Annotated in this window: 16 protein-coding genes and 1 CRISPR repeat array; of the genes, 7 read left to right on the plus strand and 9 right to left on the minus strand. The window is 56.2% G+C overall.

What is annotated here, in order from left to right:
- Positions 1–3: 3 nt before the first annotated feature.
- The 4 genes from csm2 to ACKXF9_RS04820 form a co-directional block, all read right to left on the minus strand.
- Complete coding sequence (gene csm2 / locus ACKXF9_RS04805) at positions 4–540, minus strand: type III-A CRISPR-associated protein Csm2 (RefSeq protein ID WP_418265464.1); 537 nt, start codon at positions 538–540, stop codon at positions 4–6.
- Positions 524–2,908 (minus strand): type III-A CRISPR-associated protein Cas10/Csm1, encoded by a 2,385-nt coding sequence (gene cas10, locus ACKXF9_RS04810; RefSeq protein WP_418265465.1) that lies wholly within the window; start codon positions 2,906–2,908, stop codon positions 524–526. The genes csm2 and cas10 overlap by 17 nt, the downstream gene beginning before the upstream one ends.
- 543 nt (positions 2,909–3,451) lie before the next feature.
- Positions 3,452–3,957: a CRISPR direct-repeat array (repeat unit 27 nt; unit sequence GTTTTCGCCCCCTTACGGGGATGGTAC).
- A gap of 149 nt (positions 3,958–4,106) precedes the next feature.
- Positions 4,107–4,475: a hypothetical protein gene (locus tag ACKXF9_RS04815; RefSeq protein WP_418265466.1), complete on the minus strand. Its 369-nt coding sequence runs from the start codon at positions 4,473–4,475 to the stop codon at positions 4,107–4,109.
- A 71-nt stretch (positions 4,476–4,546) separates the two neighbouring features.
- Positions 4,547–4,741: a hypothetical protein gene (locus tag ACKXF9_RS04820; protein WP_418265467.1), complete on the minus strand. Its 195-nt coding sequence runs from the start codon at positions 4,739–4,741 to the stop codon at positions 4,547–4,549.
- A 154-nt stretch (positions 4,742–4,895) separates the two neighbouring features.
- On the opposite strand from ACKXF9_RS04820, the gene ACKXF9_RS04825 reads away from it, so the two are divergent.
- From ACKXF9_RS04825 to ACKXF9_RS04840, 4 genes are all read left to right on the plus strand, one after another.
- On the plus strand, positions 4,896–5,504 hold the full coding sequence (locus ACKXF9_RS04825) for a TM1812 family CRISPR-associated protein (RefSeq protein WP_418265468.1): 609 nt from the start codon (positions 4,896–4,898) through the stop codon (positions 5,502–5,504).
- Positions 5,505–5,510: 6 nt separating this feature from the next.
- Positions 5,511–6,524 (plus strand): hypothetical protein, encoded by a 1,014-nt coding sequence (locus ACKXF9_RS04830; RefSeq protein WP_418265469.1) that lies wholly within the window; start codon positions 5,511–5,513, stop codon positions 6,522–6,524.
- A gap of 1 nt (position 6,525) precedes the next feature.
- A complete protein-coding gene (locus ACKXF9_RS04835) occupies positions 6,526–7,971 on the plus strand; it encodes a TM1812 family CRISPR-associated protein (RefSeq protein ID WP_418265470.1) in 1,446 nt (481 codons plus the stop codon).
- 376 nt (positions 7,972–8,347) lie between these two features.
- Entirely contained in the window at positions 8,348–8,485 is a 138-nt protein-coding gene (locus ACKXF9_RS04840; RefSeq protein WP_418265471.1) for a DUF7695 domain-containing protein, read from the plus strand.
- Between the two features lie 146 nt (positions 8,486–8,631).
- Here ACKXF9_RS04840 and ACKXF9_RS04845 read toward each other — a convergent pair whose 3' ends face one another.
- The 5 genes from ACKXF9_RS04845 to ACKXF9_RS04865 form a co-directional block, all read right to left on the minus strand.
- Positions 8,632–9,438: an AIM24 family protein gene (locus tag ACKXF9_RS04845; protein WP_339395492.1), complete on the minus strand. Its 807-nt coding sequence runs from the start codon at positions 9,436–9,438 to the stop codon at positions 8,632–8,634.
- A gap of 144 nt (positions 9,439–9,582) precedes the next feature.
- Complete coding sequence (locus ACKXF9_RS04850) at positions 9,583–10,011, minus strand: hypothetical protein (RefSeq protein WP_418265472.1); 429 nt, start codon at positions 10,009–10,011, stop codon at positions 9,583–9,585.
- A gap of 52 nt (positions 10,012–10,063) precedes the next feature.
- Positions 10,064–11,062, minus strand: a complete 999-nt coding sequence (gene argF / locus ACKXF9_RS04855; RefSeq protein ID WP_418265473.1) for an ornithine carbamoyltransferase — start codon at positions 11,060–11,062, stop codon at positions 10,064–10,066.
- Between the two features lie 392 nt (positions 11,063–11,454).
- Positions 11,455–11,934, minus strand: a complete 480-nt coding sequence (locus tag ACKXF9_RS04860) for a deoxycytidylate deaminase (protein WP_249238021.1) — start codon at positions 11,932–11,934, stop codon at positions 11,455–11,457.
- Between the two features lie 164 nt (positions 11,935–12,098).
- Entirely contained in the window at positions 12,099–12,224 is a 126-nt protein-coding gene (locus tag ACKXF9_RS04865; RefSeq protein ID WP_256469117.1) for a hypothetical protein, read from the minus strand.
- Between the two features lie 884 nt (positions 12,225–13,108).
- Here ACKXF9_RS04865 and ACKXF9_RS04870 point away from each other — a divergent pair.
- From ACKXF9_RS04870 to lysS, 3 genes are all read left to right on the plus strand, one after another.
- Positions 13,109–15,193: an elongation factor G gene (locus ACKXF9_RS04870; protein WP_418265474.1), complete on the plus strand. Its 2,085-nt coding sequence runs from the start codon at positions 13,109–13,111 to the stop codon at positions 15,191–15,193.
- A gap of 755 nt (positions 15,194–15,948) precedes the next feature.
- Positions 15,949–16,434, plus strand: a complete 486-nt coding sequence (greA, locus tag ACKXF9_RS04875) for a transcription elongation factor GreA (RefSeq protein ID WP_249238024.1) — start codon at positions 15,949–15,951, stop codon at positions 16,432–16,434.
- Between the two features lie 12 nt (positions 16,435–16,446).
- Positions 16,447–17,958: a lysine--tRNA ligase gene (lysS, locus tag ACKXF9_RS04880; RefSeq protein ID WP_418265475.1), complete on the plus strand. Its 1,512-nt coding sequence runs from the start codon at positions 16,447–16,449 to the stop codon at positions 17,956–17,958.
- Positions 17,959–18,147 lie beyond the last annotated feature (189 nt).

The following is an 18,147-nucleotide window of genomic DNA, read 5'->3' on the forward strand; positions in this document are numbered from 1 at the left end:
TGATTACCCCTCCTTGCCGCCGAAGTAGCGGTGGAAAGCGACCAGCGCTTCCATGTAGTGTGCAAAGCGGATCAGGTCCGCACGGTCGGTGGAAATGCCCTTGAGGTATTCCAGCAGGTTCGTCTGCGCCACAAAGCTTTTTACGGTGTCATCGCGCCCGCACTCATAAGCTACACGCACCCGCATCAGGTTGAGCTTGACCACGCTTTCTGGCCGCAGCTTTTCCTCGGTGCGGATGTTTTCCGTATTAAAGATATCCGTCACGAGGCTCAACAGGTTGCGGATTTTGCTGGTGGTCACGGTCTTGCCGCCGCTCATGAGGCTGCGCATAATACGCTCGGCTTCGTCTACATAATCTTCCGGCACCTTTTTCGGCGTGATCTCCGGCGGCAGCTCTTTCTGCTGCCCATAGCTGCTACGGCTGTTATAGCTGCCGGAACTGCTGCGGTTTCCGTTGTAGCTGTTGCTATATCCGCTCCGGTTGTTGTTATAGCCACCGCCGCCATAGCCGCCCCGGCCATTATCATTCCATCCTGCCATCTGTGTCGCCACCCTTTCTGTTCTGATAGACATAAATATAAATTGCGGTGATGAGCTGGTGACGCTGTACGGCATCCAATGCCCAATCCATCATGCTGTGAGAGAATTGCTCGTAAAGTTTATAATCTGGCGCATTCTTTTTGGGAGAAAGCCGCGCCAGCAGGTAAGCATACCGCGCAAGGTTGATGCGGTCGTTTTCGGCTTCCCGCAGCAGTGCCAGAAGATTGTAGAGCATGGCGTTTCCATGCTCGGCGTTATCCTTGCCGAAGAAGCTTTGCAGGCAGCCGACCTTTTCGGTCAGGACCTTTGTACGGAATACATCCCACGCATAGATATGTCCCTGCTCCGGCTGCACCAGCAGATTGCCCTTTGCATCCCGGACTGCTTTGCGCTCCGGCGTAAACAGTGCCACCGCATTCTTGCCGGGCAGATGTTTGGCGGCTTCTTCCAGCGCGGCAGTTTCCTCGGCAGAAAGCCGGATGGGGTAATGGTCATCAAAGATGCCGATGCCTGCGCTGAGGGTCAGTGCACCGCAGGAAAATGCGGTGAAATTACGCTGGATGCGCTGTGCTGCTTCCAGAACATCGTTCCATGCGCCCACAAGGAATACATCGTCGCCGCCGGCGTAGACGATGCTTACATGCAAGCCCTCTAGAATGCCGTTGATGTAGCACTTGAAAAACAGCGACATCTGCCGGGAGAACGCCGAGGTGCGGGACAGGGTAACGTAGTGCATCCGTTTGACCGGGTCTTTCTCGTTTTCCTGTTCAAAACCGGAGATGAAGGCATGACCGAGGTTGTCCACATCCATGCGGCAGACCGCAATGCGGCGCACGCCCTCGGACTGCCCTGCCAGTTCTTCCATGCTGTTGCTGGCGGCGTAATCGCCAACATACAGGTTGGTGCTGTAAGTAAGGCCGGTGAACGGTGCATTTTTGGTATATACACGCACGACCGGCTCGCCGGAAGCCAGCCGTTTGCGGGCAGAGAACTGATCCGTCAGGGACAGATACTCGCTGCCGCCGTCCAGTGCAGGCAGCGTACAGTCATCGGCAGCCGAGGGCTGACGGCTTACCACCAGAACGCACTTGTTCTGGATCTTATAGGAAAGATCTACAAACAGTTTGCACCAAGGGCAGAGATCATCCTTCAGGTTGGCACTGGTGCCGCACACCTTGCATTCCCGGCCATCCGGGTAAGCGGCGGTGCTGTTCAGCAGCCGCAGATCCTCTGCGGTATAGCGGTGGAACTTGTGCTGTTCCAGCAGCCGGTTCACCCGGCGGAACAGCTCTTTGTAGAGGCTTTTTTCAGCGGGGGTATTGGTCAGGTCGTTGCCGGAGCAGGGTGTCCATGCGTTGGCCAGAAACAGCTGGGTGCCGAACTGCTGTTGCAGCCAGTGGTTGAACTGCCGGTTCCACCGGGTCAGAGTATCGGCCACAGCGGCAGTGTTGGGCAGCAGCACATAGCAGTGCCCGCCGCCGCTGTAGATCAGGTTGGCGCGGGACACGCCGCACCCGGCCAGAAGCTCGTCCAGATAGTGCTCCATGAGCAGCTCCAGAAAGAACGACCGGCTGCGCAGGGAGCGCAGGGCGTTTTCGGTATGGACGGTATAAAGAAACTTCTGGATGCGGGAAAAATCAGCGGTATAGAGCAGAAAAGCGTCCTTCTGGCAAAAATCCTTCTCCTGCTCAAAAAGTGCCTTGCGCAGGTCGGTGATGTTGTTTGCCTGCACATATTCGCTGATGCACGCCGCAATGGCTGCGGTGGTCTTGGCGTGGTCAAACAGAGAGACATCCGGGCTTTCGCCGGTAAAGGTGCTGGACGGAAAACAGCTGAACTGCGTTTCCAGCAGACCCAGCAGCGAGTTGATCCACTCCGGCTGCGGCTGCAGATCCGGCAGGCACTCGCTCAGCTTGCGCACGGCATCTGCATAGACGGAAGCGGAAAGCGGCTGCTGCTGCCGTGGCAGCTTCAGGCTGCCGTCCTGCGGCTGCGCAGGCATCATCCAGCCGGGGTGGGAACCGTTCAGGTGGGTGAACACCGAGTCCAGCGGAAGATCCCGCCGGAAGGAACTGCTTTCACCTTCGACCTCCCGGCGGTCTGCGGCGGCAGAAAGATCATCTGCCAGATAAACGATATAGGCCGGGGAATCGTCTGGCAGCGCCTTCGCTGCACCGCGCAGCGCGGCGGCGTGGTGGTAGCGCACACAGTCCAGCGCCGGGGCCCAGTCTGCGCCGGACAAAACGCCGTGCAAAAATTGGTAGCCCTGTTCACTGTGGCTGCCGCGCTGCCCACCGGCACGGTACACCGCTTTGCCGGTGTCGTGCAGCAGCCCGCCATAGGTGGACTGCAGGGTGAGAACGTTCAAAATACCATCTCCTTTACGGATTGTGGAAGAATTGCACAATAAACGGAAAACGTATTTGTTAATTCTGTAAGAGATGCTTGGAATTGGCTTTATTATAACACATTTTGTCGCTATGGAAAAGCCGCAGCAGAGAAAATATCACAGCAGCTGCAATCGTTCCGTTCATAGAGGAACAGCCCACGGAAAACAAGAAGTTAAGGTTTGCAAAAGAAAAACTCCGCATCTTTTTTTGATGCGGAGTTTTTTGTCCCCTTACGGGGGATGGTACAGATCTGGAATGAATGGTTTAGAGACCAGAACCTGTTTTCGCCCCCTTACGGGGATGGTACCGCATGGTTCCTAACTCTAACATACGACAATAAGTTTTCGCCCCCTTACGGGGATGGTACCATTCAGTCTTATCTGCGTCTTGCATTGAACGAGTTTTCGCCCTCTTACGGGGATGGTATCGCAAATGATGCGCTTCCCAAAAGCAGCTTTACGTTTTCGCCCCCTTGGGGGGGATTGTACTATGTATACTACTGCCGAACTCTTTATTATGGCGTTTTCGCCCCCTTGGGGGGATTGTACTATGTATACTACTGCCGAACTCTTTATTATGGCGTTTTCGCCCCCTTACGGGGATGGTACAGCCGCAGACGTACACCAAACCCGGAGCAATCTGTTTTCGCCCCCTTACGGGGATGGTACTTATGCTGAACCTTATGAAGAAGTCCGCACCCGTTTTCGCCCCCTTACGGGGATGGTACGGAAAATCCAAACCAAACACAGGGCGTGATGTTGTTTTCGCCCCCTTATGGGGATGGTACCGAATGACAAGAAGATGTACAAGGTTGCTGACAGTTTTCGCCCCCTTACGGGGATGGTACTTCATCATTGAGGATAGAGACGGCAAAACCATCGTTTTCGCCCCCTTACGGGGATGGTACTATGATCCGCAAGCTCGCCGGCTTGGCTCTGCTGTTTTCGCCCCCTTACGGGGATGGTACACTTTAAGATACTGGCCAGTCAGTATAATCTGGGTTTTCGCCCCCTTATGGGGATGGTACACTAAATATATCACAGAAGATCGTAAAATGGAAGAGCTGAATGCCTGAAAACTATTCACTTTATTGAAATAAAGTGAAACCGCGCGAAAAGGACAACGATAGATCCTGAACCACTATTGTGCCGTGGAGGATAGAAAGAAAACCCTCTTTCAGGGCGAGCCATAGCGGCGGAAGCCTGCAAAGGCGAAGATGCTGCGCTTCAGGGTGCTGCCGTCCGGGTAGGTGGTCTCCTGGCTCTTGCGGCGGGAGCAGGCGGCCAGCGTGGGGATGCCCGCGGCTTCCAGACGCTGGACTACCCGGTACACAAAGGTGCACTCGCCCTGACAGAGCACGGCGTCCGGGTCAAGGTGCAGGATGTGGTCGACGTATACCGTGGCAAGGGAGTCCAGTGCGGCCTCATCGGCGGCGGGGTCGATGGCGGGAAACGCAAGATCGACCACCGTGCCGTAGCGCTGCGCCGCCGCCTGCTGCTCGGCGCTCCACAGGGCGTAGGGGTGGTTGGAAAAGTTGATGAACATAGCGTGTACCTCCCGGTTCTTTATAAAAGACTCCCGTCCGCACAAAACGGACGGGAGCGCTGGCGCGGGGCTCACCGCTTGTCGATGCGGTGGCCGACGTTGTTGCCGGCCAGAGCGCCGGTAACGCCGCCAACGATGGCCAGCGGGATGGTGCCGGCAATGGCACCGACAGGGCCGCCCACGGCGATGCCCATGGTGGCGCCCTTCACGGCGCCTGCGACGGCACCGGCTGCGGCACAGCCCAGAGTAGAGATCAGCTCAAACATGTTTTTCACCTCCTTTCACCTACCAGAAGCCCATAGCAAGTGCGCAGTTAAGGCGTAAAAAAATAAATCTGCATAAATTTTTTAAGCCATTGTAGCAGCGGTCTTTTTATGGTATGATGCAGATAATGGATCTTATAAAAAGGAGTGTTGCCCTGTGCTGAAGACTTATATCACCACCGTGCCTTTGCAGGGAAAGCTGGACCCCATGCTGTACCAGCGGGACCATGTAACCCCGCCAGTGGCTACTTGCTTTCCCATCGTGCAGGTGATGCGGGATACCCTTGAACCCGGGGACACGGTGCAGCTGCTGGCCATCCGGCAGGAAAATGCCGATACCGCCCGCAATTATCAGCGCCTGCTGGAAGAGCTGGCGCAGCTGGGCATTGCAGAACATCAGGTGCGGCAGATCGACCTGCCGGAGGATCAGTGTCCGGAAACACTGATCGGCCTGTGCCGGGATCTGGTGGATGCCCTGCCGCAGGTCACCCGGGTGTATGCCTGCATCACTTACGGCTCCAAGAGCATCCCGGTGGTCACGCTGACGGCATTGACCTGCGCCGAAGCTACCCATACGGAGCTGGAAGTAGGCGGTGTGTATTATGGTGAGGTCAAGCGGGAAAACGGGCAGGTGCTCAGCGCGCGGCTTTACGATATGGCGGCACTGTATCAGCTTTCCGGGCTGGTAGGTACCATGCGCGACAGCAGGACCGCCGAACAAGTGTTCCATCAGCTGATCTGGATGAACGAGCACCGGGAGGACTGAGCAGCGATGAATGATGTGAAAACATGGGCGGATATGGATGCTTCGCCGCTGCTGCAGCTGCCGCCGGAACAGCGCAAAAAACTGCACGATGCCAATGATGAACGGTTCCGCACGTTCTGGGCGGAATGCTTTCTGACCGCACAGGCTCCCGGAAGGGGAGAGAATGCATGGAACAGCGTGGATTTCTGCAAGGCGTTTCTGGATGCGTTTGATTTTTGGGAAGCAAAGCCGGGGCAGACCTTCAGTATGTATCTGCGCGCCGCCGTCCGTCATGCACAGGCACACGACCAGCAGCAGGAAGAAATGGCTGTGACGGGTTTCGGACGCGAGACGAACCGTAAAATCAAAAAAGCGCTGGAGTACATGGAAAAGAACGGAATTACAGAGAGTGTGCTCTGCCGTGACCCGGAAAAAGAACAGGTGATCGCCGATATTGTTGGGGTGGGTGTAAAGACCCTGCGGGAAGCACTGCGCAGTAAGCAGTCGGTGCTCAGTCTGGACGACACTGGCGGAGAGGATTCGGCGCTGGGTGACCGGGTGGTTTCCCAAGAAAAACGCGTGGAAGAAAAGGTGGAGCAGAGCAGTGAAATGCTGGCATGGCTGCACCGCGGCATAGGGCTGATGAACCTGCAGCAGAAGGAAAAATACGGCAAGACAGCTGGCCCGTTGTGGAGCAGCGTGCTGATGGGCTTTCTGCGCAACAATGACGCGCTGCCTCCGGTAGAGGATGCACCCGCGCGGCTGGCAAACTGCGATGACCTGCATCCGCTGGAACAGGACAACTGTCTGTGGGACATCCTGCTGCTGCACCGGTATGTGGAATTTACCGTTCAGCCGCCCTATGCGCCCGAAGCGCTGGAATGCGCCGCGCTCCACGCCCTGCTGGACCCGGAGCGCAACCCGGCGCAGGATAAGACCGTGGCAGAGTTTCTCGGCGTGAGCAAGGCGGCGGTATCGCAGCGGCGCAAAACATGGCAGCAAAAACTGGTGCAGATGAAAACGGAACAGGAGGATGGATAAGATGGGACGCGATGTTTTACTTTTATATATGAGCCCGAAAAACCCGAACTACAAGACCCAGACCAACGAGGGCGCGGTGCGGTATCTGATAAAGGAAAAGGAGACCCCGGACTGCATTCTGGCACTGTGCAGCGAGACGGTGCGCAAAAAAGCTATGGTGGAAATGCCGGACGGCAGCACCTGCACCACGCTGGAATATTTCCGCGATGCGTTGCGCAGGGTGGGCATCCCGGCAGAGCGGCTGGTGGTGATCGAAGTGCCGGACAGCATGGATGACGAGAAAAAGCAGTTTCAGGCCATCTCGCAGCTGCTGGACAAGATCGAAAAAGAGGACACCCTTTCCATCGACCTTTCCGGCGGTATGCGGGACACTGCCATGCTGCTGGTGACCGCTGCCCGCTGTATGCGGGACCTGCGCGGTGTGCAGACCCGCCGGGTGATTTATGCAGAGCTGCGCGGGGAAGAGCCTGTCGCGCACGACCGCACCCAGCTGTATGATCTGTTCGACTTTGTTACCGCCATGGACGAGTTCTTCTCCACCGGCACCGCGCAAAAGCTGAAGAGCTATCTGTGGAGCGAGGGCGAAAAAGACCCGGTGCTGCACACGCTGCTGACCCGCATCAACCAGTTCTCAGATGACCTGGCGCTGTGCCGGGTGCGGAAGCTGAACGACGATTTGAACCAGATCGCTCAGGCGCTGAAAGAAACGCCCAAGAAGGGCCAGAACCTGACCGACCTGTTCTTCCGGCTGCTGAAAGACCGTTTCAGCACCGAGTTTGCAGAGCTGCTTTCCTCCGGCGAAAAGGCGCTGCCTGCACTGGTGAGCTGGTGCGCCAAGCACGGGATGTACCAGCAGGCGCTGACCCTGCTGTGCGAGCAGATGCCGGAATATGTCTGCCAGCATCTCTTTGTGCAGCCCACTGCAAGAGGCTGGGACTATCTGGCAGATCAGAAGCAGAACGAGGGCAAGCCGTGGGTGTACCCGCTGTTCCATTTCCATTTCTGCTGGTTGGCATTGTTGCAGAATGGAAAATTGAAAGAAATTTGCACAACCGATTTGCGCCTGACCAAAAGTAAAGATGATGCGGGCGGCAATATGCTGCTTGGCGTAGCAAATGCCGCAGAAATGCACGATTATCTGGATATGGTGCTTGCCTCTGACCAACTGGCCATCGACCCTGCCATCCGCCCGCAGCTGGAGCAGGCTGCCCTGCTCTACCAGCGCGTGGTGAAGTACCGCAACCAGATCAATCACGCCAGCGACAGTGACTTGGGCCTGTTGAGCGATCGCGTTCTGCCGCTGGATACCGAGAGCATTAAAGAGACCCTGCGAAAGATCACCGTCTACCTGCATGAGATCCGCCCCTTGAAGCGGAACGTCCCGCAGGGCGTCAAGGCGCTGCCTGTCACAAAGACGATCCCGTCAGGCGCAGCTCCCAACCTGTAAAATAGAATATAGGAAAAAGCAAAGCACCTCCGCTGCTGGCAAACGCCAGTGGCAGAGGTGCTTTTTTGTCCCCTTGCGGGGATAAGTTGCAATAATGATATATTATAAATGTGAATAATAAGAAAGGTTTCCGTCCCCTTACGGGGATAAATTGCAATACATTAACCAGATCGTGCAGACCAGCGGACAGCAGTTTCCGTCCCCTTACGGGGATAAATTGCAATACCAGATCAAGGGGTTCTTCAAGGACTCCTGCGGGTTTCCGTCCCCTTGCGGGGTGTAGTTTTACTATATCACACATTGATTCAAAAGAAAAGAACCATACACCGGAGAAGCGCGGATGGAGTAGAAATGATAAGCCATCAGCCGATTCCCTTTGGCGATAAGCGGATGTTCCACTATTTCCGGGAGAAAAGCATCGTGTGCAGTCGATGGCGGGCATGAGTATCTCCGTAGGTGTGGAAACCCGGAAGACTGGGAAGAATTATCTGAAACGAAGAATGTAGATGATTGAAAAATTAAGTTGAGCACGATCTTTGAAGCAGAAGCTCAGCGGCAAGCAAAAAAGCTCTTGACCTCTATATTAAAGGCCAAGAGCTTTTTGCAAAGATGATGCTGTAAAGAAGTAAAACAGTGAAAGCAATAAGAACATGGGGTCAATTACTTTGCATTTTTTGCATGCGTTGCACTAACCAGTGATTGAGAAGGCGTTAATGGAGCAAGCCATACTTTGCCAGTTCCCTTATAAACGTTTACCAGCCCCTCACCGGATGCGGCAGAACCAAGCAAGGTTTTTCCGGAACGTTCAACCGTAAAGCTGAGACTGCCGGACCAGCAAATCGCAAAGCCGCCATCAATTTTTAAAACGTCGTCTTGAAGGTCGATTTCTACGATTTCCGAACGGGGAACATTGCTTTCCAGTACACATACACCATTGCCAGCAAGCCGCAGATTGAAGAGTCCTTCATTTCCGAGTGCTGCAGAAGAAAGCGAGGAGCGTGCCTGAATCTCGTGCTTGACAGTGGATTCACAGGCCAGGAACATGCCGTCTTCCATTACAAGACCGCCTGTCCAGTCACCGACATTTTCGGTCAGAAGATATTTATAGGTGGGTTCGGTCACGAGCACACCCGTTCCGACGTACTCCGGCTTGATTGCGCTTTCTTTTGTGACGGAACTTTTTACCATTTTGCCTAAGAAGTCGCCAACACCCTTCAATCCGGTGGTTGCTTGCACGTTGCCAACAATGTACTGCATTGCGCCCGCTTGGAGAACAAGCCCAACTTTTCCGTTGAGATTGGCAATGGCCTGTTTCCGTTTGACATTCATCTGGCTCATATAGTATTCTTCCATTGCATTGCAAGGCGCTACGGAGAAATCGACATTGTGCTCAACAATGGAGAAGATACCCTTCTGTTCGGTGACGATGTGACTTGTCTGATTTGCCAGATTGTTGATTTTAAACATAAGCAAATACCCCATTTCAAAGCAGATTTCGCATTTTTGTATGCAAGATTTGGTGTCCGTAAAAATGCTTAGATAAGTAGTCACAGTACAACTGAATAACTCTTTAAAATTCAGTGTATCATACGTCAACTGAAAATACTATCATCAAACCACACAAAACATTTGAGACTTTTTTAGCGAGGGGAGAGTATAGGAGTTGAAAGTTTGGCCAGTGAGAATATAAAAAAACAGGTTACTGATGCAAGTCGAAAAACTGCCGTTTGCAGCAGATCTGTAGCAAATTTCATCTATTTGACGAATTAACGCTCTAAAAATCGAAAGGCCATCATGCATCACACGCAGGGGCTCGAACAGCACCCGCCTAATGAAACCATGTCTTTCCCCGCCCGCGCCAAAGTGCGAAAATAGCACCATGGAAAAATGTGTTTTTGAGAGCAGTCTGAAAAATACAGAGACGCAGCACTCCATGGAGAGGCAAGCATCTACATCGCCTGCGGGTATACAGATCTGCGGCGAGAGATAGACGGTCTGGCACAGATCATACAAAAACAGGCTGTTGGATTCCTGTTCCAACAGCCTGTTTCTGTTTGCGTAGCACATTCATATTCCGCACAAGCGGAATCCATCATTTCTCGTAGCCAAGGGTCGCTGCCATGACGGCCTTGATGGTGTGCATCCGGTTCTCGGCCTCGTCGAACACGATGCTCTGGGGGCCTTCAAACACTTCATCGGTCACTTCCATGGCGTCGCGGCCAAAGCGCTCGCCCATCTCCTTGCCCACGGTGGTCTTGTGGTCGTGGAAGGCGGGCAGGCAGTGCATGAATACGGCGTGGGGGCCTGCAATGTCCATCAGCTGCTGATTGATCTGGTACGCAGCCAGGTCGTTGATCCGCTCGGCCCAGACCTCCACCGGCTCGCCCATGGACACCCACACATCGGTGTACAGCACATCGGCACCCTTGGCGGCTTTAGCAGGGTCCTCCTCAAAGGTGAGGGTGGCGCCGGTCTGGGCAGCAATGGCCTGACACTGTGCCACAAGGGCCGGGTCCGGCTGGTACTTTTTGGGTGCGCAGGCGGTGAAGTGCAGGCCCATCTTGGCGCAGCCCACCATCAGGCTGTTGCCCATGTTGTAGCGGGCATCGCCAAAGTAAACGAAGTGGATGCCCTTCAGGTGACCAAAATGCTCCCGGATGGTGAGGAAGTCGGCCAGGATCTGGGTGGGATGGAACTCGTTGGTCAGGCCGTTCCACACCGGGACGCCGGCGTAGCGGGCCAGATCTTCCACGATCTGCTGGCCGTAGCCCCGGTACTCGATGCCGTCAAACATGCGGCCCAGCACCCGGGCGGTGTCGGCAATGGACTCCTTTTTGCCGATCTGGCTGCCGGAGGGATCAAGGTAGGTCACTTCCATGCCCAGATCGTGTGCGGCCACCTCAAAACTGCAGCGGGTGCGGGTGGAGGTCTTTTCAAAGATCAGGGCAATGTTTTTGCCCGCAAGCTGGTCATTGTGGCGGATGCCGGCCTTCTTTTTTGCTTTCAGGTCGGCGGCAAGGTCCAGCAGTTCCTCCATCTCGGCAGGGGTGTAGTCCAATAGCTTCAAAAAGCTGCGGTTCTTCAGACTCATTGTATATTTCCCTCTCTATGCAAGTATTATTGAATATTTATTCGAGCTGTATTTCTATTATACAGATATCCTGTAAAAATTGCAATACCCTGTCGGATATGTTATACTGATCGTGCTGCCCTTCTCCATTCTGGCAACAGAAGGGAGGTGAGCCGGATGATCGATATTTTTACCAACTTTATCGTGGCTGTCGCAGCGCAGGTAGCTGCAACCTACCTGTGCAAGTGGCTTGAGAGTCACAGAAAGGGCAAGTAAGCACAAAGAACCCCCGCGGAGCTGCAACTCTGCGGGGGTTCGCTTTTTGTGAGCCGGTGATCTAACCTTACCAACTTTCTATCTTTAGTATATGCGATCCGGCGCAAAAGTCAAGATGCTATGAAAAAATTCACACTTTACAGCTCCAGCTCGGCCCGGCGTCCGGTGGGGGTGTAGGCAGTCAGCTTCACGCCGGCCTTTTTGAACATGAACCGCGCCGCCACGCTGGAATCGCTGTCGTGGTATTTATCGCCGTAGTACACCACCTCGGCAATGCCGGACTGGATGATGGCCTTGGTGCACTCGTTGCAGGGGAACAGGGTCACGTACACCCGTGCCCCCTTCAGGTTGTTGTGGGCGCTGTTGAGGATGGCGTTCAGCTCTGCATGGCAGACATACATATACTTGGTGTCCAGCGGGTCGCCCTCCCGCTCCCACGGCATCTCGTCGTCGCTGCAGCCGATGGGCATACCGTTGTAGCCCAGCGACAGGATCTTGTTTTCCGGGCTGACGATGCACGCGCCCACCTGACTGTTGGGGTCCTTGGAGCGCATGGCCGTGAGCAGCGCAATGCCCATGAAATATTCATCCCAGTTGATGTAATCGGTACGTTTCATCGCGGAAAAACCTCCTGTTCTGGCAGCGGGCCCGCCGCTTGACAAACCCGGTAAAATACACTATACTACGAATAGAAAGAGCGCTGCCCGGCAAAACGGCTCCGCTCCTCATGGATCAGATGACCAAAAGATCAAGTGACCGCGGCTTGGGGAAGCGTTGGCGGTCACTTTTTCTTTTTGTCGTTGTCATGGTGTTTTTCTCTCTGCTCGAGTTTCCATGTGATTTCAAAAGTCACATGTACAATGGTGACGATAAGCGTCAGCAGCATCAGAATCTCGGAGATCGACATCCAACATCCCTCCTTCCGCCGAAAGCATCCGGAGAGATCACTTCAAAAAGCTGCCCTCCTGACACCTGCTTCACTCTGGGGTGAACATGCAGAACCAGTGAGGACACAGAGCCGCCTTGCGTTTTGGGTCAACGCCCTTGCCGCCAAAGCGGCATCTACAGCATACCATAAAATCATACGCTTTGCAACGAAAACACCCCCGGCGGCCGCTGCTTGACAAACCCGGTAAAATACACTATACTACGAATAGAAAAGGTGCTGACTGCAATGGTCAGCTCCCGTACCCGTTTGTCAAAAGAGATTGACTGCACGAGTTTGCGAGGCTGGGCAGTCAATCTTTTTTGTTATGCTTGCTTTCGATGTACTGTAACACTTGCAATGTAATGTTCACCGTCCCGTAAATCACGGTAACGACGAGCGTCAGCAGCGCCAGAGTTTCCAGCAGCGTCATTGGGCATCCCCCCTTTGCCGTCAGGCACCGGGAAGACTTGCTTTTACAAAAAAGTTCCTTTTCCGGCTCATGCCTGATTCACTCCATGGAATGGTTCAGCGAGCTGGTACGGGAGCATGACCACCTGCAATGCAGACAGCACCTGATCGCCGCCGAAGCGGCATCTACAGCATACCATAAAATCATACGCTTTGCAACGAAAACACCCCCGGCATCGCACCTGTGTGCGGCACCGGGGGCTTGCTTTTTCTGCGGGGAAATCTCCCCCAGTGTCAACTTGCACAAAACACTGCCCTGAAGTTTGGCAGGCATTTGACCGGCTTTTTTCAAACGATATATTTAAAAATCGTTTTGAGTGTGGTATTATCTTTGTAAAATATGCCACAAAAGCGGAGAGAATGCTCCGTGCGGCGGAAATGAGGGAAAAACCGATATGAAATACGCAAGCAACAACATCCGCAATATCCTGATTGCCGGTCATGCCGGCAGCGGCAAGACCACGCTCACCGAGGCGCTGGTCTATTTTTCGGGCGCTGCCGAGCGTATGGGCCGGGTCGAGGACGGCACCACGATTTCGGACTTTGACCCCGAGGAAGCAAAGCGCAAGGCCAGCCTGTCGGCGTCTGTAGTGCCGGTGGAGTACGAGGGCATCAAGTACAACCTGATCGACGCCCCGGGCCTGTTCGACTTCGAGGCCGGCGAGTATGAGGGCATCCGTGCCGCCGAGAGCGTGCTGGTAGTGGTGTCCGGCCGCAGCGGCGTCACCGTGGGTGCCGAGAAGGCGTTCCAGCTGGCCCGCAAGAACAACAAGGCTACGATGGTTTTCGTCTCCAAGTGCGATCTGGAAAACGCCAACTACTTCAAGATCCTGGAGGACATGAAGATCAAGTTCGGCTCCACCGTCTGCCCCTGCGTGGTGCCCGCCAAGTTGGACGACGGCACCCCCGTGTACATCAACCTGTTCAGCCAGAAGGCCTTCAAGTACGAGGGCGGCAAGCAGATCCAGGTGGACCTGCCGGACATCGGCCACCGTTTTCAGGGCCTGATCGAGGCCATGAGCGAAGCCATCGCCGAAACCGACGATGAGCTGATGGAAAAGTTCTTCGGCGGCGAGGCCTTTACCACCGAGGAGATCGTGGAAGGCATGCGCAAGGGCGTCAAGGACGGCCTGATCACCCCCGTGTTCTGCGGCAGCGCCGTGAACCAGCAGGCGCTGGATATGCTGCTGTTCAACATGCACAAGCTGCTGCCCAGCCCGGAGCACGAAGCCAGCACGCTGGCCGAGGATGCCGACGGCGAGCCGGTGGAGCTGCACTGCACCGTGGACGAGCCCACCGCCGCCTACGTCTTCAAGACCGTGGCCGACCCCTTTGTGGGCAAGCTGAGCTACCTGCGGGTGGTCAGCGGCAAGGTGACCGCCGGTGAACCGCTGACCAACGCCCGCACCGGTGACGTGGAAAAGATCACCAAGCCCCTCACCGTCATCGGCAAGAAGCAGGTGGACTCGGACGGCATCATTGCCGGTGACATCGGCGCCGTGGCAAAGCTGGTGAGCGCCAAGACCGGCGACACCCTGTGCGACGCTGACCGTGTGGTGAAGCTGCCGGCCCCCGTGTTCCCGCAGCCCAGCCTGTTCATGGCCGTCACCGTGGCCAAGAAGGGCGACGAGGGCAAGATCTCCAGCGCACTGGCCCGCCTGATGGAAGAGGACCCCACCCTGAGCTACCAGAACAACGCCGAGACCCATCAGCAGGTCATCGGCGGTCTGGGCGAGCAGCATCTGGACGTGGTGAAGGCCAAGCTGAAGAACAAGTTTGGCGTGGAGATCGGTCTGGAAGCACCCCGCATCGCCTACCGTGAGTCCATCCGCAAGGCCTGCCAGAAGCAGGGCCGCCACAAGAAGCAGACCGGCGGCCACGGCCAGTTCGGTGACGTTATCATCAACTTCGAGCCCTGCGACAGCGAGCAGGTGGTGTTTGAGGAGAAGGTGTTCGGCGGCAGCGTGCCCAAGAACTTCTTCCCCGCCGTGGAAAAGGGCGTGCGCCTTGCCGCCGAAAAGGGCGTGCTGGCAGGCTACCCCGTGGTGGGCCTGAAGGCCACCCTGCTGGACGGCAGCTACCACCCGGTGGACAGCTCTGAAATGGCCTTTATCATGGCCGCAAAGCTGGCCTACAAGGCCGCCATGCCCGAGGCCGGGCCGATCATTCTGGAGCCCATCCACACCCTGAAGGCCCATGTGCCCAACGACAACACCGGCGACATCATGGGCGACGTGACCAAGCGCCGGGGCCGCGTGCTGGGCATGGAGCCGGACGAGGACGGCATGCAGACCATCATTGCGGAAGTGCCGCTGGCAGAGCTGGCCAACTTTACCACCTTTATCCGGCAGACGACCCAGGGCCGCGGCTGGTTCACCACCGAGTTCGCCCGCTACGAGACCCTGCCCGAGATGCTGGTGCCCGCCGTGGTGGAGCAGGCCAAAAAGCTGGGCAACCTGGACGAAGCCGCCGACGACTGAGCGAGCTAACTCCCCAGCCGCCTGACCGGCGGCAGCCCCCTCGGAGAGGGGGCCTCAGGCTCCATCATGGAGGGAGCTGGCAGAACCGTCAGGTTCTGACTGAGGGAGTTCCCACCGAAATATGACATCACCCTGACCCCCGTTGACACTTTTCCCTCTGTCAGCGGGGGTTTTTGCGGGCCATTCCAACGGCAAATTGTTAATTTTTATCTGCCTGCTTGACTTTTGCGCCGGATTGCATATACTGAAGGTAGGCAACGCGATAAGGCCTATTTCCATGGGATTCCATGCAAAAACAAACCCCCTCGGAGTTGCCGCTCCGAGGGGGTTCTTGTGTTAGTGCTTACTGCCCTTGCACATCAGGCTGTCAAGCCACTTGCAGAGATAGTATGCTACTACTTCCGCTGCAACGGCGACGACCGCCGCCAGCGGCGGAAACAGGGAGGAGCTGTTGGGGCCGCGGCCTGCAGGATGCGAGTGCCGCCCAAGGCACGAAGCAGATGCAGGGAGCCGCAACCCGTACAGGATGCCAGAAGGGCCGCAGTGCCAGTATAACACAAGCTCTGACCCAATACAACAAAAAGCGACAGCGTACGATCATACCGTACCCGCTGCCGCTTTTTTGTTTTTCCTCCCCAGCACCGCCTTTTTTGTTGACAAAGACCCGGCTTGCTATTATAATAATGTAGTCAAAATGGCATTATTGTGCGGCTTTGCGGCTGTGCAAAACAAATAGACAAGGAGAGATTCTCAAAATGGCACAAGAGATCAAGATGTCCGCCGCCGGTCTGAAGGCAATGCAGGAGGAACTGGAATACCTCAAAACGGTCCGCCGCAAGGAGCTGGCTGAAGAGATCAAGGAAGCACGCAGCCACGGCGACCTGTCTGAGAACAGCGAGTACGACGAGGCCAAGAACACCCAGGGTCTGGTGGAGAACCGCATCACCGAGCTGGAGCAGATGATCAAGAACGCTGTCGTCATTGATGAGAGCGAGCTGAGTGTGGACAGCGTGTCTGTGGGCACCCATGTGGTCATCCGGATGACCGGTGAGGACGAGACCGAAGAATACGATATCGTGGGCCGCACCGAGGCCGACCCCCTGAATGGCAAGATCAGCGACGAGAGCCCCGTGGGCCACGCCCTGCTGAACAAGGCCGTGGGTGCCAAGGCCGAAGTTCTGCTGCCCACCGGCCACACGGTGGAGTACACTGTGCTGCGCATTTCCCACGCAGCAAACTAAGTAGGAGTAATCATGGAAGAGCAAAAGAAGAACCCCGCACAGGGCCTGTCCGAGAGCGAGCAGGTGCAGGTGCGCCGCCAGAAGCTGGCTGACCTGCAGGCCGCAGGCCGCGACCCCTTTACCCTGACCAAGTATCCGCAGGACGCCTACTCTGCCGACCTGAAGGAAGAGTTTGCCGCCCTGCCCAACGAGACCGACAGCGGCAAGACCGTGGCCCTTGCAGGCCGCATGATGTCCAAGCGCGTGATGGGCAAGGCAAGCTTTGCCCACCTGCGGGACGATAAGGGCGACATTCAGCTGTACGTCCGCCGCGACGAGCTGGGCGAGGAGTCCTACGCCGCCTTCAAGAAGCTGGACGTGGGCGATATCATCGGCGTGAAGGGCGAGGTGTTCCGCACCAAGACCGGCGAGCTGAGCGTCCGCGCCACCGAGCTGACCCTGCTGGCCAAGAGCCTGCGCCCCCTGCCCGAGAAGTTCCACGGCCTGACCGACACCGAGATGCGCTACCGTCAGCGCTATGTGGACCTGATCGCCAACCCCGAGGTGAAGGACACCTTCGTGAAGCGCAGCCAGATCCTGAAGGAGATCCGCGCCTATCTGGACGAGAAGGGCTTCCTGGAGGTGGACACCCCCATCCTGACCCCCTTCGAGATCGGCGCCTCCGCACGCCCCTTCTACACCCATCACAACAGCCTGAACATGGACATGGTGCTGCGCATCGAGACCGAGCTGTACCTCAAGCGCCTGATCGTGGGCGGCATGGACCGCGTGTATGAGGTGGGCCGCATCTTCCGCAACGAGGGCATGGACCCCAAGCACAACCCGGAATTCACCAGCATCGAGCTGTATCAGGCCTTCACCGACTTCCACGGCATGATGGATCTGGTGGAGGAGCTGTACAAGCGCCTTGCCCAGAAGATCTGCGGCAGCATGGTCATCCCCTATCAGGGCAAGCAGATCGACATGAGCCACTGGGAGCGCCTGACCATGGTGGAAGCCGTGAAGAAGTATTCCGGCGTGGACTTCAACGACTGGAAGTCTGACGAGGACGCCATCGCCTCCGCCAAGGAGCACCACGTGGAGCTGCCCGAGGTGCCCACCAAGGGTGCCATTCTGGCCGAGTTCTTCGACGCCTTTGTGGAGGACAAGCTGATCCAGCCCACCTTTATCTACGACTATCCCGTGGAGATCAGCCCGCTGGCAAAGCGCAAGCCGGACGACCCCGCCTTCACCGAGCGCTTTGAGTATTTCATCGACTGCACCGAGTACGGCAACGCCTTCAGCGAGCTGAACGACCCCATCGACCAGAAGGGCCGCTTCGAGCGTCAGGTAGCCGAGCGCAAGGCCATCGAGCCCGACTGCAAGGCACAGGTGGACTACGACTACGTGAACGCACTGGAGTACGGCCTGCCCCCCACGGGCGGTCTGGGCTTCGGCGTGGACCGTCTGGTGATGCTGCTCACCGACAGCGCCTCCATCCGCGATGTGCTGCTGTTCCCCACGATGCGCCCCGAATCCAACTGAGCTACGTGATAATCTTTGTGTCTCCGACAATGAAATACATCGCGGATTCCGACACGGAAAGTGTCAGAAAGCTGACATCCTTGACGGATTTCCGCATGGACTGACGGAGATGCAGAAAAATCCCTGTTAGTACAGACAGATTCTCGCATTCTGGCTACCAGCAGAGAACTGTAAACGAGAAAACAGCCA

This window comes from Faecalibacterium sp. 9 (genome assembly GCF_048320955.1).
GTDB lineage: Bacteria > Bacillota > Clostridia > Oscillospirales > Ruminococcaceae > Faecalibacterium > Faecalibacterium wellingii.

Bases quoted from the DNA above. Each gene is read 5' to 3' on its own strand.
- greA (WP_249238024.1), top strand. From the start codon at position 15,949: ATGGCACAAGAGATCAAGATGTCCGCCGCCGGTCTGAAGGCAATGCAG.
- csm2 (WP_418265464.1), bottom strand. From the start codon at position 540: ATGGCAGGATGGAATGATAATGGCCGGGGCGGCTATGGCGGCGGTGGC.
- ACKXF9_RS04835 (WP_418265470.1), top strand. From the start codon at position 6,526: ATGGGACGCGATGTTTTACTTTTATATATGAGCCCGAAAAACCCGAAC.
- ACKXF9_RS04865 (WP_256469117.1), bottom strand. From the start codon at position 12,224: ATGTCGATCTCCGAGATTCTGATGCTGCTGACGCTTATCGTCACCATT.
- ACKXF9_RS04820 (WP_418265467.1), bottom strand. From the start codon at position 4,741: ATGTTTGAGCTGATCTCTACTCTGGGCTGTGCCGCAGCCGGTGCCGTC.
- ACKXF9_RS04815 (WP_418265466.1), bottom strand. From the start codon at position 4,475: ATGTTCATCAACTTTTCCAACCACCCCTACGCCCTGTGGAGCGCCGAG.
- ACKXF9_RS04870 (WP_418265474.1), top strand. From the start codon at position 13,109: ATGAAATACGCAAGCAACAACATCCGCAATATCCTGATTGCCGGTCAT.
- ACKXF9_RS04845 (WP_339395492.1), bottom strand. From the start codon at position 9,438: ATGTTTAAAATCAACAATCTGGCAAATCAGACAAGTCACATCGTCACC.
- ACKXF9_RS04830 (WP_418265469.1), top strand. From the start codon at position 5,511: ATGAATGATGTGAAAACATGGGCGGATATGGATGCTTCGCCGCTGCTG.
- ACKXF9_RS04860 (WP_249238021.1), bottom strand. From the start codon at position 11,934: ATGAAACGTACCGATTACATCAACTGGGATGAATATTTCATGGGCATT.
- lysS (WP_418265475.1), top strand. From the start codon at position 16,447: ATGGAAGAGCAAAAGAAGAACCCCGCACAGGGCCTGTCCGAGAGCGAG.
- argF (WP_418265473.1), bottom strand. From the start codon at position 11,062: ATGAGTCTGAAGAACCGCAGCTTTTTGAAGCTATTGGACTACACCCCT.